This window comes from Azospirillum terrae (assembly GCF_053470425.1).
The window spans coordinates 252,546-267,998 of the sequence record NZ_JBPXMR010000006.1 but is presented as its reverse complement, the minus strand read 5'-3'; the positions used below and the strand labels follow the sequence as shown (position 1 = coordinate 267,998).

The window sequence follows — 15,453 nt, the reverse complement described above, 5'->3', positions numbered from 1 at the left end:
CCCGCATAAAGAAAGGGGCTGCCCACCGGCAGCCCCTTTGTCGTTCCGGGGAGTTCGGAAGGAGGGCCTTCAGGCCCTCGCCAGGCGTTCGATCTCTTCCTTCGTATAAAGCTTGTCGAGCTTCATGCGCGCCAGCGACTGGGTGTCGGGCATCGCACGGGCCTGCTCGAGGCGGATCTTGTCGTCGAGGGCGGAGTGGCGATTGCGGAGAGAGGCGAGGCGAGACTCAAGGCTCATGATGGCTCTCCTTCGTTAGCCGGATGCGGCTAGGCGTAGGAGCGTAGCCCGACTCGCGGGCTCGGTCTATGGGATTACATTCGCGTGACGGTTCGATGTCACAGCATCGAAATCGGCCCCCTTAACGCAACTTTCTGTCGGTGCAGCCGCCAGGAACCGGTCCACATCGTCGAGCACCGGCGCCAGCCAGCGCAGTGGACGCGCCAGCGCGGCCACCGTCTGGACGTGGCCAAGCCCCTCGTACACCACGGTTTCCGCCCGACCGCCGCGCTGGCGCACGCGCCCGGCGAGGTTGGCGCTGTTGCGTGGCCGAACACGCGTGTCGGCGTCGCCAGTCAGCAACAGCAGCGGCGGTGCCCGGCCGTCCGCGTGGGTGATGGGTTGGGTGAGCGGACGCGTGTCCTCTGGCCCGAAGATTTCCATCAAATTGGGCTCGGTCAGCGGCAGGAAATCGTATGGCCCCGACAGCCCGACGGTGGCGGCGACGGCGGCGCACGGACTGGTGCTCGCCGCCTTCAGCCAGCGCCCATCCACCGTCAGCATGACCGCGATGTAGGCTCCGGCCGAGTGCCCCATCAACGCCAGCGGCCCTTCGGTTAAGCCGTACCGTGCGCCGTTTTGCCGCAGCCAGACGACCGCCGCGGCGCCGTCTTCCAGGAAGGCGGGGTAGCGCACCTGCGGGTAGAGCCGGTAGTCCGGCACCACCACCGCATAGCCGCGCGCCGTCAGCGCCTGCGCCACGAAGCGGTAGTCGCCCTTCTCGCCGAATTCCCAGGCGCCGCCATAGAAGAACACCACCGTCGGCGCGCCGGGCCTTGGCTGCGTCGGCCGGTACAGGTCGAGTCGCTGGCGCGGCAGCGCGCCGTAAGGGATGTCCGTCTCGACGCTGTAGCCGTCGCGTGACGTCAGCGCGTCGACGAGGCCCATGGGCGAGCAGGCGGGAAGCGCTGCCAGGACGGCGGCAAGCGGAGCGAAGCGGCGCATGGCGAATGAGGTAGGGCGCGCCCGCGGGGTGGAAAGCGTCCTCTTACGCCCTTGCGGGTGCTGCGGCGCGGCGGGCCGGGCGGCGGGTGGAGGTGTCCTCCTCCTCGGCGGTGCCGGGGCGGCGGAAGGTGCTCAGCTCGGCGATGCGGTTGATCGACAGGCCGGCCAGCCGGCACGACGTCACTTCCACCACCTCGAAGCCCAGCTTGCGGGTGAAGCGCGCGCCGATGCGCTCGCGCGCCTCGCGCTCGGTTTCGGCGACCAGCAGGTAGCGGCGCACGCCGCTCCAGGCGCGGTGCGCCATCCGGTCCTCCGACGCGGCGTTCGGGTCGAAGCGCACCGCCGCTTCGTAAAAGCGGCCCTGCCGCGGCTCCAGCCGGTCGAAGATGAAGTAGCGCTGCACGGGCGCGGTCTTCTTGGTCTCCAATTCGGCGACCGCCGCCGCAAGATCCTGCTCGGCCTTGGCGGCGCGCCGCTCGGTGTCGGCGACGTGCTGGTTGACCGAGGTGTATTCCCTGGACGCGTCGGACAGTTTCTTGGCGACCTCCTCGGCGGCCTCCTTCAGCTTGCTCAGCGAGACGCGAGCCGTGGACAGCTGCCGTCGCCAGAAGCGGTTCGACAGCACGGTCAGGATCATCAGGCCCAGCGCGCCGTAGAGCAGCATCGCCGTCATGCGGCGGCTCCGTCGGGGCCGTCCGGGGCGGACGACAGCGGTATCAGGTTGGTGCCCGCGATTCCGCTGCGCGGGGTGAAGGCGGTGCGCAGCAGGCTGGCGGCGTGGTCGGCCGACCCAGCCCAGATGTGCGCGGCATTCCGGTAATCCCAGATCTGCCGCGAGAAGATGATGTCGCGCCGATCGACGCCGGTGGAGTCCGGGTTGACCGCCAGCAGCGACCAGAAGCCCAGCGCCGAGCCGTCGCATTCGCCCAACTCGTGCACCATCTCGATCTTGGTGTACTCAAGCGCCTTCAGTTCGGCCTGCACCTTCTGGCGGCGGTTGACGAAGTCGGTCAGGCGGGCCTGGATGGCCATCAACTCGCTGCCGCGGGCGTTGGTCTTCGACGTCCACTCCCGCAGCGCGGCCTTCCTCTTGTCGGTCTGGCGTTGCAGCACGGTGGCGCGCGTCCGCTCGGCGCTGACCCGCGCCACGTCGAAGACGATGGACAGCCCAAGTGCCGCGGCGCTCGCCACCAGCAGCAGCAATCCCAGCAGCTCACCGTTGAAATTGAAGTTCATCCCGTGCGCCCTGCACGTTGCGCAAACCGAAATGGTACACGCAAAGGCGGCGCTGCCGCTGCGGCACTGCGTCGCAGGAAGTTCTGCGGTGTCATGACTTTGCCGGGCGGCCGGAAATAATAGCCCAGTATTCCCAAAAGAGCCGCCGCGCCGCTTGCCTTTTGTTAACTTGCGGCGCGGCGGCGTCATCCAATCGGCGTCAACCGGTCGTCGCCGGATCGCGGGGCTCGAATCGCATGGCGACTCCGTTCATGCAATAGCGCTTGCCGGTCGGCGGCGGGCCGTCGTTGAAGACATGGCCGAGGTGGCCGCCGCAGCGTGCGCAGTGCACCTCCGTGCGCGGGTAGATCAGCTTGTAATCGGTGGAGGTGGCGACGCCGCCTGGCAGCGGCTCGTAGAAGCTTGGCCAGCCGGTGCCGCTGTCGAACTTGGCGGCCGAGCTATACAGCGGCTGGTCGCACGCGGCGCACAGGAACGCGCCGGTGCGCTTCTCGTGGTCGAGCGGGCTGGAGCCGGCGCGCTCGGTGCCGTGGTCGCGCAGCACATAGTACTGCTCGGGCGTCAGCACCTGCTTCCACTCGGCGTCGGTCTTGTTCACCAGGAAACGCTCTGCCGCGGCCTCCGCCGGGCCGCCGGTAAGGTGCCGGGCCAGCAGCCCGCCGCCGAGCAGGCCGAGTCCGGCGCGCAACAGGGTGCGTCGTGTCATGGCGTGGGTCCTCCCGAAATGATCGCTCGTCATGCACAAGAGTATCGGTGCGCCGCCCCGCTCCGGCCAGGGCCTCGCGCGCCGCTCACGGCGAAGTGAGGGCGCGCGGGACGGAAGGTTGCGCGCGGCGGGCCGCTACCATCCGACGCACTCTCCCGTGTGGATAGGATCTTTCCCTTGGTGTTTCGTTTTCGTAATCTGCGTGGGAAGCCACGTGCCTCCCGGTTGCGAGAGAAAGGTGCGGGCCTTGTGGGGAGGCCGGCGCGAGAAAATCCATGTCGGGGCACGATGAAAAGTATTTGCGGGCGGTCCGCGACGCGCTGCTTCAGCACCAACAATGGTTGAAGCGCGACCCGCCGGGCAAGGGCCGGCGGGCGGATTTGAGCTTTCACAACCTGTCCAAGCTGGGCCTCAACCGCATCAACCTGACCGGCGCCAAGCTGGCCGGCGCCAGCCTGCACAGCTCGCGTCTGGTCGGCGCCGACCTGCGGCAGGCCGACCTGTTCTGCGCCGACCTCTCGCACGCCAACATGACGGGCGCCAAGCTGATGGGCGCCGACCTGCGCGGCACCCGCGCCGATGGCGCGCACCTGTCCGAGGCGGACCTCAGCGGCGCCGACCTGCGCAAGGGCGCCCTCTCGCCGTGCGAGACGCGCCGCCCGGCCGGGAACCTGGACGGCAGCACCACCTTCATCGGCTCGCGTCTGACCCGCGCCGTCCTGGTGGAATGCCGCATGGCGCAGTGCGACCTGTCCGGCAGCGACCTGGGCGACGCCAACCTGACCGGCGCCGATTTGTCGGGGGCGCTGCTGATCTCCACCAACCTGACCGGGGCGGTGCTGCGCAAGGCCACCCTGACCGGCGCGTTGCTGTGCGGTGCGCGCCTCGACGAGGAACTGCGCCTGGTGCTGGAGCGCCGCGGCATCGACGTGGACGGCAGCGGGCTGCTCAGTCTGGCCGAGCGCATGGCCGACGCCCTGTCGGAGCATCAGCGCTGGGTGGATTTCGGGGGTAAGGCGGGGGTGCGGCTGGAACTGCAACGGGCCGACCTGCGCGGCTACAGCTTGGCCAACCAGATGCTGTCGGGGGCGGCGCTGCGCTTTTGCGGGCTGCGCGGGGCGGACTTCTCGGGCGCCAGGCTGGTGATGGCGGATCTGTCCTACAGCGACCTGCGCGACGCCGACTTCACCAGCGCCGACCTGTCGGGGTGCAATCTGCGCGGCGCCAATCTGGCGGGGGCGAAGCTGTGGCGGGCGCGGCTCAACGCGGTGGACGTCATCGGCGACGGCAGCCGCATGTGGCCGACCAACCTGGAGGGCGCCAGCCTGAACGGCGCCGACCTGCGCGACGTCAGCCTCGCCCGCGCCGTCCTGCACGGCACCGACCTCACGGCCATCAAGTCCACCACCCAAACCTTGAAGGGCGCCGACGTGTCGCTGGCGCTGGGGCTGGGGAGCGCACCGGCGGCGGGGCGGGCGTGAGGCTGGACGGCTAAACCGCCTCCACCACCCCCACCTCCGGGTACGCCTTGTGCAGCGCGTCCACCGAGCGGGCCAGACGGTCGGGCAGGGCGGCGCACAGGGATTGCGTCTCCGGCGGGCGGTTCTCCAGGCAGGCGTGCTCGATGGCCTCCGCCAGCCGGCGCAGGCTCAGCAGCCCCAGCGTCGAGGCGGTGGATTTCAAATCGTGCACGGCCAAACGCGTGGCGAACAGATCGCTGCCGTCGCCGATCGCCGCGGCCTTCGCGGTGGCGTCCTCTACGAACTCCTGCACGAGCTGCCGCAACTCCTCCGCACCCAGCACCTCGGTCAGCGACTCCAGCGGCTGCGGGTCGAGCAGCGCTTCACCGTCCACATCGTCCATCAACGCGAAGCCGGCGGCGGCCTCGGCGCGCGTGCCGCATTGGCGGGCCAGGGCGGCGGCCAGCACCTCCGGCACGATGGGCTTGGGGACGTGGTCGTTCATGCCCACCGCCAAGCAGCGCTCGGCGTCGCCGGCCAGCGCGTTGGCGGTCAGGGCGATGATCGGGATGGTGCCGCGCAGGCCGGGCATCGCGCGGATGCGCCGTGCCGCCTCCAGCCCGTCCATGCGCGGCATCTGCATGTCCATCAGCACCACGTCGAAGCGGCCCAGCCGCACGTGTTCGAGCGCTTCGGCGCCGTCGTTCGCCACCATCACCGCGTGCCCCTGGCGGGTCAGCAGCGCCACCGCCACCTTGCGGTTGACCGGGTTGTCCTCGGCCAGCAGCACGCGCAACGGGCGCAGGCGGACGGCCACCGGCTCCGGGGCGTCGGCCTCGCCCGGTTCGGCTGCGGTCTCCAGCGGCACGGTGAACCAGAAGACGCTGCCCGTGCCGGGCCGGCTTTCGACTCCGATGCGGCCGTTCATCAGGGTGACGATGCGCTTGCAGATGGCGAGCCCCAGGCCGGTGCCGCCGAAGCGCCGGCTGATCGAGCTGTCGGCCTGGAAGAACTCGGTGAACAGGTCCGGCTGCACCGCCTCGGGCACGCCGATGCCGGTGTCGGTCACGGCGAAGCGCACATCCATCCCGCCGGCCGGTTCCACCGTCAGGGTGATGCCGCCGCGCTCGGTGAACTTGACGGCGTTGGAGACGAGGTTGAGCAGCACCTGCCGCAGCCGGGTCGGGTCGCCGCGCACGAAGCACCGCGCATCCGGCGCCACGCGGGTTTCCAGCGTCAGCCCCTTCTCCGCGGCGCGCGAGGACATCAGCGCCGCGACGCTGGCGATCAGCCGCTTGAGGTCGACGTCGACACACTCCAGCCCCAGCCGCCCGGCGTCCAGCTTCGACATGTCGAGGATGTCGTTGAGGATGGTCAGCAGCGCCTCGCCGGAATACAGCACGGTCTGCCCATAGTCGCGCTGTTCGGCGTTGAGCGGCGTGTCCAGCAGCAGGCGCACCATGCCGAGGATGCCGTTCATCGGCGTGCGGATCTCGTGGCTCATCATCGCCAGGAAATCGGCCTTGGCGCGCGCCGCCTCCTCGGCCTTGAGGCGGGCGGCCTGCAACTCCGCGGTGCGCTCCTCGACGCGCTGCTCCAGGTAGAAGTTGGCGTCCACCAGCGCCTGCTGGGCGCGCTTGCGCTCGGTGATGTCGCGGATCACGCCGGTGTAGAAGCACCGGTTGTTCACGCGCACCTCGCTGATGCTCATCTCGATCAGCACTTCCGAGCCGTCCTTGCGCCGCGCCACCAGCTCGCGCGAGCGCCCGATCACGTCGTACTGCTCGGACCGCCGGCTGGCGCGCATCAGGTCGTCGTGGTGGACGGCGTGATGGCTGGGCATCAGCCGATGGATATTGGCGCCCAGCATCTCCGCGGCCGTGTAGCCGAACATCGTCAGGCACGCGGGGTTGACCGACTGGACGAGGCCGCGGCCGTCGATCGTGATGATCGCATCCACCGCGTTCTCCAGCATCGCGTTCAGCCGTTCCTCGCTCTCGCGCAGGCGGGCCAGCTCGGCGCGCTGTTCGGTGACGTCGGCCATGTGCACGCCGACGCCGCCGTCCACCGGGAACGCGGTCACCCGATACCAGCGCTCCAGTGGCGGGTAGAAGCCTTGGAAGCGCTCCGGCGTGCCGGACGTCTTCACGTGCGTCAGCGGCCGGTGGAAGAAGCTCGCCAGCTCGCTCGCCTCGTCCCACAGCCCGAGCCCGAGCACCGCCGCGACCGGCTTGCCGAACAGCGCCTCCGCCGTGCGGTTGGCGTAGACGATGCGCCACTCCCGGTCAGTGGCCAGCACGATGGCCGGGATGTGGTCGGCCAGCGCGTCCAGCCGCAGCCCTGATGGGGTTGGGGTCACGGGGCGCCGCCCCCTTCCACGCGCAGCCGGCCGGCGACGATGTCGCGCCGCGCCGCCTCGACCGCCTCCAGCATGGCCGGAGTCAGCAGCGCGCGGTTGTTGTCGTCCACCGCGTAGTCCACCCCGCCCTCGGCGAGGCCGAGCGCCACCGTGCCCGGTGTCCAGGTGCCGTCGCGGCCGGCGCGGAACGCCTGCTCCACCGCCAGATCGACGCGCTTCAGCATGGAGGTCAGCATGCTGCCGGGGTAGAGGTGGTTCTGGTTGCTGTCGACACCGATGGCGAGGCGGCCGGCGTCGTGCACGGCGCTGAACACGCCGAAGTTGGACACGCCGGCCCCGGCGAACACCACGTCGGCGCCGCGCTGGAACTGGCTCTTCGCGACCTCCGCCCCGGTGGTCGGGTCGTTGAAGGCGGCCGGCGTGGAGCCGACGAAGTTGACCAGCACCTGCGCATCGGCGCGGGCGTGCTTCGCCCCCTGGGTATAGCCGGCGATGAACTTGCGGATCAGTGGGATGTCCAGGGCGCCGACGAAGCCCACCGTCCCGGTCTTCGACGCCAGCGCCGCCAGCATGCCGACCAGGAACGAACCCTCCTGCTCCTTGAAGGCGATGGAGCGGACGTTGGGCGCCTCGACCACCGCATCGATGATGGTGAAGCGCACCTTCGGGTGCTTGGGCGCCAGCGTCGCCAGCGGGGTGGCGTAGTAGAAGCCGATCATCACCACGTCGGTGGCGCCGCGGCGGACCAGCGCCTGCACCGCCTGCTCGACCTGCGCCGGGCTCTGCGGCTGGAACTCCAGATAGGGGGTGCCGGTGGCCGCCTTGAACCGCTCGGCACCGGCGAAGGCGCCCTCGTTGAAGCTCTTGTCGAACTTCTGGCCTACGGCATAGACCAGCCCCGGCACGGACTCGGCCGCCCATGCCGGCACTGCCACAAGCACGAACAGCGCAACCAACAGCCGCAAGGCGATGGGCAAGGCTCTCTCCCCGGAAGGTCCACCCCCGGAAGTGTAGGCGCGATCTTCATGAATAAACCAGCATGTTCGCGTCTTCCTTTTGGCTCGGGGGTGTGCGACTGGACGCCGCGGGGGCGGGCTGCTATGGTTGACGTATACGTCAACCAATCGCAACGAAGACATAGGGGAGGGAACCGCCATGGCCGCAGCCGGGACGCTGAAGGGCAAGACGCTGTTCATCACGGGCGCCAGCCGCGGCATCGGCAAGGCGATTGCGCTGCGCGCTGCGCGCGACGGCGCCAACGTTGCTATCGCCGCCAAGACGACCGAACCGCACCCGAAGCTGGAAGGCACCATCCACACGGCGGCGGCGGAGATCGAGGCGGCCGGCCGGGATCACGGTGGCCGGGCGCTCGCCATCCAGTGCGACATCCGCGACGAGGCGCAGGTCGCGGCGGCCATCCAGCAGACGGTGGAGGCGTTCGGCGGCCTCGACGTGCTGGTCAACAACGCCAGCGCCATCAGCCTGACCGGCACGCTGGAGACTCTCCCGAAGCGCTGGGACCTGATGATGGGCGTCAACGGCCGCGGCACCTTCGTGTGCTCGCAGGCGGCGATTCCGCATCTGCTGAAGGCGGCGAACCCACACATCCTGACGCTGTCGCCGCCGCTGAACCTGAACCCGCGCTGGTTCCAGCACCACACCGCCTACACCATCGCCAAGTACGCCATGAGCCTGTGCACGCTGGGCATGGCGGCGGAGTTCAAGGGGCGGATCGGCGTCAATTCGCTGTGGCCGCGCACGATCATTGCCACCGCGGCCATCGGCATGCTGAAGGGTGCGGCCGAGTTCGACAACTGCCGCAAGCCGGAGATCCTCGCCGACGCCGCGCACGCCATCCTGACGCGCGACGCCAAGGCGTGCGGCGGGAACTTCTTCATCGACGACGAGGTGCTGCGCGAGGCCGGCGTCACCGACTTCGACGCCTACGCCGTGAAGCCCGGCGCGCCGCTGGCGCCGGACATTTTCCTGGACTGAGGCTGCCTCGCAAGAGGTATGTCGCCGCCCCGTCCCAGCCCCGATCTTGAAGAAGACCAACGGGATTGCTGGGATAAGGGGGCGGCATGGCCTCGGTCCGCGTCTTTGCAGTGGCGTTGCTGGTCTGGAGTCCTGCGGCGTCGGCCGATCCCGTCAGCGTCGCCGGGCTGACGTTCAGTGACGAGTTGGGCGGCTTCCGCATCCTGTCCGCCTCGGGCGGCGGCACGCTGGCGGATCCGTTCGTGGTGGTCGAGGAGGTCACCGCGCCGGAGCAGGTCGTGCTGGTCATCCGCGGGGAACTGGAGGCGTGGTCCGGCCGTCTGGCCCACAACCGCATCGGCAGCGACCATCCCTACGGCTACGCATTGCGCAAGGTGGTGATCAACCGCACCGACAGCGTTTGGACCGGCTATGACCTGGAACTCCAGCAGCCGCTCGGCCAGGCGAGTACCCAGGACGACGGGCTGAGTTTCGGGGAGGGCAGCGCCTACCAGCGCTACGCCCAGGCCGACCTGTTCCGGGTGGCGCGGGTGATCTCGAAACCGTTGGACAGCATCACTTTCAGCCTCGGCGACGTGCCGCCCGGCGGCCGCATCGTGCTGGACTTCGTCATCACCGACATCCAGGAACGCCCGGCCGTCTATCTGGCGCAGCGCCGGCCCTGGATGGTGTCCGGACGGTAAACCCGTTCCTCTTCCTTCTTCGCTAATTCGTTTCGAGCGGCGCGGTGTGCGTCTGCCATAGGCGCCGTGTGCGGTGCGGCGTATACCATGTGCAGGTGCAGCATAAGGTTGCTCGCAAGTAGATCCATGGTCATTGATGGGCTCCTGCGCTGCTGCTGATTGAAACGCAGGCAGTGCAATAATGATGTGGATTAAAAAGACCCGGCCTTCGGCGGGGTTATCCCATCTAACATCCCAAAATGACCACAGAAGGATTGAGGAATGGCTGATATTTATGTCTCGACAAACGGCTCTGATTCGAATTCAGGTACAAAGAACTTGCCATACAGGACGATTCAACAGGCGTCGAGCGAAGCCAGGGCGGGAACCACCGTCCATGTCGCGCCCGGAACCTATGAGGGCGGATTCACCACCACGACGGACGGCGTCACCTATGTCTCGGACGTGAAATGGGGCGCGAAGATCACCTCGGGCGACGGTGACGTGGCCTGGGAAAACAAGGGCGCCAACGTCACCATCAACGGCTTCGAGGTGGACGGCTCCAAGGCGAACTGGCGCATCGGCATTCTCACCGACGGCAGCAACTCGACCGTCAAGAACAGCAAGGTGCACGACATCGCGAACAATCCGGATACCGCCGGCAGCAGCAACGGCGGTGCGGGCATTTTTGGTGACGGCTACAACGGCGGCACCAACATCAGCATGGACGGCAACGAAGTCTTCAACATCGGCCCGGCCGGGCAGAACAGTAGCCTGATCCACGGCATCTATCAGGGCACCAGCGGCACCATCGACAACAACAAGATCCACGACAACGCCGGCGTCGGCATTCACCTTTGGCACGACGCCCATGACGTCGATATCCTCGACAACACGGTCACCGGGTCGAACATGGGCATCTGGGTCGGCAGCGGCGACAGCTACGGCTATTCCAGCACCGCGGACGGTGTGAAGGTCGCCGGCAACGACATCCACAACAACCGGAGCACTGGCGTCGCCGAGGGCGGCAGCACCGGCACCGACAACGTCTACACCGGCAACAGCGTGCACGACAACGGCACGAACTGGAGCCTCCAGAACGGTCTGAAGCCGCAAAACGCCGCCGCCGCGGCGCAGGCCTTCACGGACGCGATGATTTTGCCCGACCAAACCCCGCGGGAGGATACCTGGGAGGCGCTGGTCAACAAGGTCTGACAAGCGTAGACGGAGCCCGGCGTGTCCACCATCCCGGACACGCCGGGCTTCCCGGCGAACGCGCTCAATGCGCTTCGGCCCAGCTGTCGCCGATGCCCGCCTCGGCCACCAGCGGCACGCCCAACTGGGCGGCGCCCTCCATCACCCGCTGAACGATCTTCGCCGTCTCGGCCGCTTCGGCCTCGGGCACTTCGAACAGCAGTTCGTCGTGCACTTGCAGCAGCATGCGGGCGCTGGAGCCGGCGGCCTTCAAAGCGTCCGGCACGCGGGTCATGGCGCGCTTCATGATGTCGGCCGCCGTGCCCTGGATCGGCGCGTTGATCGCTTGACGCTCGGCGAAGGCGCGGCGCGCGGCGTTCTTGTCGTGGATGCCGGGGATGAAGCAGCGCCGGCCGAACAGCGTGCACACATGCCCGTGCTGGCGGGCGAAGACCTTGGTCGCCTCCATCCACTCGCGCAGTTCGTGGAAGCGCTCCAGATAGGTCTTGATGAAGGCGTTCGCCTCGCCCGGCGCGATCCCCAACTGACGGCCCAGCCCGAACCCCGAGATGCCGTAGATGATGCCGAAGTTGATGGTCTTCGCCTTGCGGCGGATATCCGGCGTCATCTGGTCGAGCGGCACGCCGAACACCTGACTGGCGGTCATGGAGTGGACGTCGATGCCCTCGCGGAAGGCGTGCTTCAGCGCCTCGATGCCGGCCATCTCGGCGACCAGCCGCAGCTCGATCTGCGAATAGTCCACCGACACCAGCTTGCAGCCCGGCTCGGCGACGAAGGCGCGGCGGATCTTGCGGCCCTCCTCGTTGCGGATGGGGATGTTCTGCAGGTTGGGGTCGGTCGAGGACAGCCGCCCGGTGTTGGTCAGCGCCATGGAGAAGCTGGTGTGGACGCGGTCGTGCGCGTCCGCCTGCTCCTGCAAGGCGTCCGTATAGGTGCTCTTCAGCTTGGCGAGTTGGCGCCAGTCGAGCACGCGCTGGGCGATCTCCGCCCCCTGCTCGGCCAGCGCTTCCAGAACGCTGGAGTCGGTGGAATAGGCGCCGGTCTTGCCCTTCTTGCCGCCGCCCGACAGCTTCATCTCATCGAACAGGATCTCACCCAGTTGCTTGGGCGAGCCGACGTTGAAGGGGCGCGGGGCGAGCTTGTGGACCTCGGCCTCCAACTGCACCAGACGTTCGGCGAAGTCCTGCGACAGGCGGCGCAGCTCGGCACGGTCGATGCGCACGCCGGCGCGTTCCATGTCCGCCACGATGGGCGTCAGCGGCCGTTCCAGCGTCTCGTAGACGGTGACCATGCGGTGGTCCACCAACTGCGGCTTCAGCACCTTCCACAGGCGCAGCGTGATGTCGGCGTCCTCGGCGGCGTAGTCGCGCGCCTTGTCCAGCGCCACCCGGTCGAAGGTGATCTTCGTCTTGCCGGTGCCGCAGACCTCCGCGTACTTGATCGTCGTGTAGGCGAGGTGCAACTCGGCCAGTTCGTCCATGCCGTGGCCGTGCGCGCCGCCCTCCAGCACGTAGGACATCAGCATGGTGTCGTCGGTCGGCGTTACCCGCACGCCATAGCGCGCGAACAGCTGGTGGTCGAACTTGAAATTGTGGCCGATCTTGAGGATCGACGGGTCTTCCAGCACGTCCTTCAGCGCCGCCATGGCCTGTTCGGGCGAGAGCTGCTTCGGCCCGTCGCCGCCCAGCGCCAACTGGCCGTCGGCGCTGTCGCCGTCGCGGTGGCCGACGGGGATGTAGCAGGCCAGCCCCGGCTCGGTGCTCAGCGAGATGCCGACCAGCGCCGCCGTGGACGGGGTGAGCGAGTTGGTCTCGGTGTCCACCGCCAGAATGCCGTCCGCGCTGGCGCGCTCGATCCACACCTGGAGGGCGTCCAGATCCTGCACCAGTTCATAGCGCTTCTCGACGTCGCGTAGGGCGTGGGTGCGGACGCGCGGAGCCGTTGACGTGTCGCCCCCACTCTGAGCCTCAGCCGCCGTGGGGACCGGAGCCGGGTCCGGCGAGGGCGCAAACGCCCCATCCGCCACCGTGCCGTCCCTGGCGATTTCGTTCTCCAGGCGGGTGACGATGCTGCGGAAACCCTGCGCCCGCAGGAAGGTCAGCAGCTTCGCGTGGTCCGGCTCGCGGACCTTCAGCTCGTCCAGGGGCTTGGGCACCGGCACGTGCTGGTCGAGCAGGACGAGCCGCTTGGAGATGCGCGCCAGATCGGCGTTGTCCTGGAGCTTCTGGCGGCGTGCCGGCTGCTTGATCTCTCCCGCGCGCTCCAGCAGCGTTTCCAAATCGCCGTACTCTGTGATGAGCTGGGCGGCGGTCTTGACGCCGATGCCCGGCACGCCCGGCACGTTGTCGACGCTGTCGCCGGCCAGGGCCTGCACGTCCACCACCTTCTCCGGCGGCACGCCGAACTTCTCGATCACCTCGTCGCGGCCGATCATCCGGTTCTTCAGCGGGTCGAGCATGCGCACGCCCGGCTGCACGAGCTGCATCAGATCCTTGTCCGACGACACGATGGTCACCTCGCGCCCGGCCTCGACGGCGAGGCGGGCGTAGGTGGCGATCAGATCGTCGGCTTCAAAGCCCTCCAGCTCCAGGCAGGGCAGGCAGAAGGCGTCGGTGGCCTCGCGGATCAGCGCGAACTGCGGCTTCAGCTCCTCCGGCGGCTCAGGGCGCTGCGCCTTGTAGAGCGGGTAGATGTCGGAACGGAAGGTCTGGCGCTTGGAATCGAACACCACCGCTACCGCCTGCGCGTGCAGGTCGGCCAGTAGCTTGGTCAGCATGTTGGCGAAGCCCATGACGGCGTTCACCGGCGTGCCGTCCGGCCGGGTCAGGATCGGGATCGCGTGGAAGGCGCGGAAGATGAACCCGGACCCGTCCACCAGATACAGCGCGTTCCGGTTGGGCGCGGCGGTGGTCGGCGTCCCGGCGCCGGGAAGTTCGGTGGTCTGGTCGGTCATGCATCCCTCTCCCTTGGGACGCTAACTTGGCGGATGAGGGTCGAAGAGTCGAGAGCGCGGCACCTTGCGACGGAAGGGCGCAGGCCTGCGCGGTGTTCTTCGCTCGTCCGTAGGCGTATCATTACTTTATCATATAAAGGAGTACGCGCATGGACACGGCAACCGACGCCTCGCTGTCCCGCGCCCTGGCCGACCTCTGGCGAGGCTCCGCCACCCTCGGCGTCAACGACGCGATCCAGCATGGACTCGAGCTGGCGGTCAGCATGACCGGCAGCGCGATCGGCTACTTCCACTTCGTCAACGACGATCAGGAAACGCTGGAGCTTGTCACCTGGTCGAAGGCGACGCAGGCGTTCTGCACGGCCGCGGTCACCCGCCATTACCCGGTGTCGGCGGCTGGCGTCTGGGTGGATTGTCTGCGCACGCGCGCCCCGGTGGTTCACAACGACTATCCGTCGCTGCCCGACAAGCACGGCTATCCGGAAGGGCACGCTCCCCTCGTCCGCCACATGAACGTGCCGTTGGTCGAGGGCGCGCTGGTGCGCTTCATCCTCGGCGTCGGCAACAAGCCCACCGCCTACACCGACGACGACGTGGCGGCGCTGAGCGCGCTGGCCTCCGACCTGTGGCTGCTGATCCAGCAGAAGCAGGAGCTGGCGGTGCTGCGGCACCGCACCGGTTGGCTGTCGCGCATCCAGCGCGTCACCCGCAGCGCCAGCTTCGAGTGGGACATCGGCGACGACGCGCTGTGCTTCGAGGGGGATGCCGGTGTGCTGACCGGCGGCCACACCCCGGTGCCGCGCACCATGGCGCACCTGCGCCATCTGGTGGTGGAGAGCGACCGCGGCAGCTTCTCCGCCGCCCTGGACGAGGCGCGCTGCGCCCCCGGCCAGCTGGTTGGCGAGGTGGTGCGGATGGAGCGGCCGGACGGCAACCGCTGGACCGCCCGCCTGATGCTGCGCGCCGACCCGCGCGAGCGCGGCTCGGGGTTGATGCTGCGCGGCGTGATCCAGGACATTTCCGAGGAACTGAGCGCTGAGGAATACCGCCACAAGGCTTTCCACGACTACCTGACCGAGCTGGCGAACCGCGAGATGCTGGTCCACCGCCTGTCCGCCGCCGTCGCCCAACTGCCACACCACGGTGGGAGCGGGCTGGCGCTGCACATGCTCGACCTCGACCGCTTCAAGCCGGTGAACGACACGTACGGGCATGGGGTGGGCGACGGCGTGCTGAAGCAGGTCGCCCAGCGGCTTCAGAACATCACCCGGCGCAGCGACGTGGTCGCCCGCGTCGGCGGCGACGAGTTTTCCATCCTCCAGCTCGACGTGTCGTCGCCGGACGACGCCGCCGTTCTGGCCGGCAAGATCGTCGCCACGCTGTCGGAGCCCTACGAGGTCGAGGGCCTGACGCTGACCATTGGCGTCAGCATCGGCATCGCGCTGGGCCGCGAGGGCGGCGGCAACCCCGATCTGCTGCTGCGCGACGCCGACGAGGCGCTCTACTGCTGCAAAGCGGCGGGGGGAGGGCGGTTCGCGTTCCACGGGGCGGCGCCAAGGGTGGTGTAAGTCGTCTCCTCTCCCGTCCCGGGAGAGGGAGGGGCCCACGCGAAGCGTGGGAGGGTGAGGGTAAATCCAAGGATCCTT

At 68.4% G+C, this 15,453-nt stretch carries 13 protein-coding genes; 5 read left to right on the top strand and 8 right to left on the bottom strand.

The features are described 5' to 3' along the window. Positions 1–69: 69 nt before the first annotated feature. The 5 genes from ACSVDD_RS17940 to msrB all read right to left on the bottom strand — a co-directional run bounded on the left by ACSVDD_RS17940 (position 70) and on the right by msrB (position 3,163). Positions 70–237 (bottom strand): YdcH family protein, encoded by a 168-nt coding sequence (locus tag ACSVDD_RS17940; RefSeq protein ID WP_448190743.1) that lies wholly within the window; start codon positions 235–237, stop codon positions 70–72. 66 nt (positions 238–303) lie between these two features. Continuing rightward, entirely contained in the window at positions 304–1,221 is a 918-nt protein-coding gene (locus ACSVDD_RS17935) for an alpha/beta hydrolase (RefSeq protein ID WP_448190742.1), read from the bottom strand. Between the two features lie 43 nt (positions 1,222–1,264). Next, positions 1,265–1,894 (bottom strand): hypothetical protein, encoded by a 630-nt coding sequence (locus ACSVDD_RS17930; RefSeq protein WP_448190741.1) that lies wholly within the window; start codon positions 1,892–1,894, stop codon positions 1,265–1,267. Next, positions 1,891–2,457, bottom strand: coding sequence for a hypothetical protein (locus ACSVDD_RS17925; RefSeq protein WP_448190740.1), 567 nt, complete (start codon positions 2,455–2,457; stop codon positions 1,891–1,893). Before ACSVDD_RS17925 ends, ACSVDD_RS17930 begins: the two co-directional genes overlap by 4 nt. Before the next feature lie 199 nt (positions 2,458–2,656). Next, a complete protein-coding gene (gene msrB / locus ACSVDD_RS17920; protein ID WP_448190739.1) occupies positions 2,657–3,163 on the bottom strand; it encodes a peptide-methionine (R)-S-oxide reductase MsrB in 507 nt (168 codons plus the stop codon). A gap of 275 nt (positions 3,164–3,438) precedes the next feature. Between msrB and ACSVDD_RS17915 the strand changes: the two genes are divergently transcribed. Further along, positions 3,439–4,644 carry a pentapeptide repeat-containing protein gene (locus ACSVDD_RS17915; protein WP_448190738.1) on the top strand — a complete coding sequence of 402 codons (1,206 nt, stop codon included), beginning with the start codon at positions 3,439–3,441 and terminating at the stop codon, positions 4,642–4,644. Positions 4,645–4,654: 10 nt separating this feature from the next. Here the strand turns inward: ACSVDD_RS17915 and ACSVDD_RS17910 are convergent, their stop codons facing one another. Together ACSVDD_RS17910 and ACSVDD_RS17905 are read right to left on the bottom strand one after the other, a co-directional pair. Further along, positions 4,655–6,982, bottom strand: a complete 2,328-nt coding sequence (locus ACSVDD_RS17910) for a PAS domain-containing hybrid sensor histidine kinase/response regulator (RefSeq protein WP_448190737.1) — start codon at positions 6,980–6,982, stop codon at positions 4,655–4,657. Continuing rightward, positions 6,979–7,959 carry a BMP family lipoprotein gene (locus ACSVDD_RS17905; RefSeq protein WP_448190736.1) on the bottom strand — a complete coding sequence of 327 codons (981 nt, stop codon included), beginning with the start codon at positions 7,957–7,959 and terminating at the stop codon, positions 6,979–6,981. Before ACSVDD_RS17905 ends, ACSVDD_RS17910 begins: the two co-directional genes overlap by 4 nt. Positions 7,960–8,137: 178 nt before the next feature. Between ACSVDD_RS17905 and ACSVDD_RS17900 the strand changes: the two genes are divergently transcribed. The 3 genes from ACSVDD_RS17900 (at position 8,138) to ACSVDD_RS17890 (ending at position 10,854) form a co-directional block, all read left to right on the top strand. Further along, positions 8,138–8,977, top strand: a complete 840-nt coding sequence (locus tag ACSVDD_RS17900) for an SDR family oxidoreductase (RefSeq protein ID WP_448190735.1) — start codon at positions 8,138–8,140, stop codon at positions 8,975–8,977. A gap of 86 nt (positions 8,978–9,063) precedes the next feature. Further along, complete coding sequence (locus ACSVDD_RS17895; protein WP_448190734.1) at positions 9,064–9,660, top strand: hypothetical protein; 597 nt, start codon at positions 9,064–9,066, stop codon at positions 9,658–9,660. 261 nt (positions 9,661–9,921) lie between these two features. Beyond that, entirely contained in the window at positions 9,922–10,854 is a 933-nt protein-coding gene (locus ACSVDD_RS17890) for a right-handed parallel beta-helix repeat-containing protein (RefSeq protein ID WP_448190733.1), read from the top strand. Positions 10,855–10,918: 64 nt separating this feature from the next. Here the strand turns inward: ACSVDD_RS17890 and polA are convergent, their stop codons facing one another. Continuing rightward, a complete protein-coding gene (gene polA, locus ACSVDD_RS17885) occupies positions 10,919–13,807 on the bottom strand; it encodes a DNA polymerase I (protein WP_448190732.1) in 2,889 nt (962 codons plus the stop codon). A 149-nt stretch (positions 13,808–13,956) separates the two neighbouring features. On the opposite strand from polA, the gene ACSVDD_RS17880 reads away from it, so the two are divergent. Then, positions 13,957–15,375 (top strand): diguanylate cyclase domain-containing protein, encoded by a 1,419-nt coding sequence (locus ACSVDD_RS17880; RefSeq protein WP_448190731.1) that lies wholly within the window; start codon positions 13,957–13,959, stop codon positions 15,373–15,375. Positions 15,376–15,453: the final 78 nt, after the last annotated feature.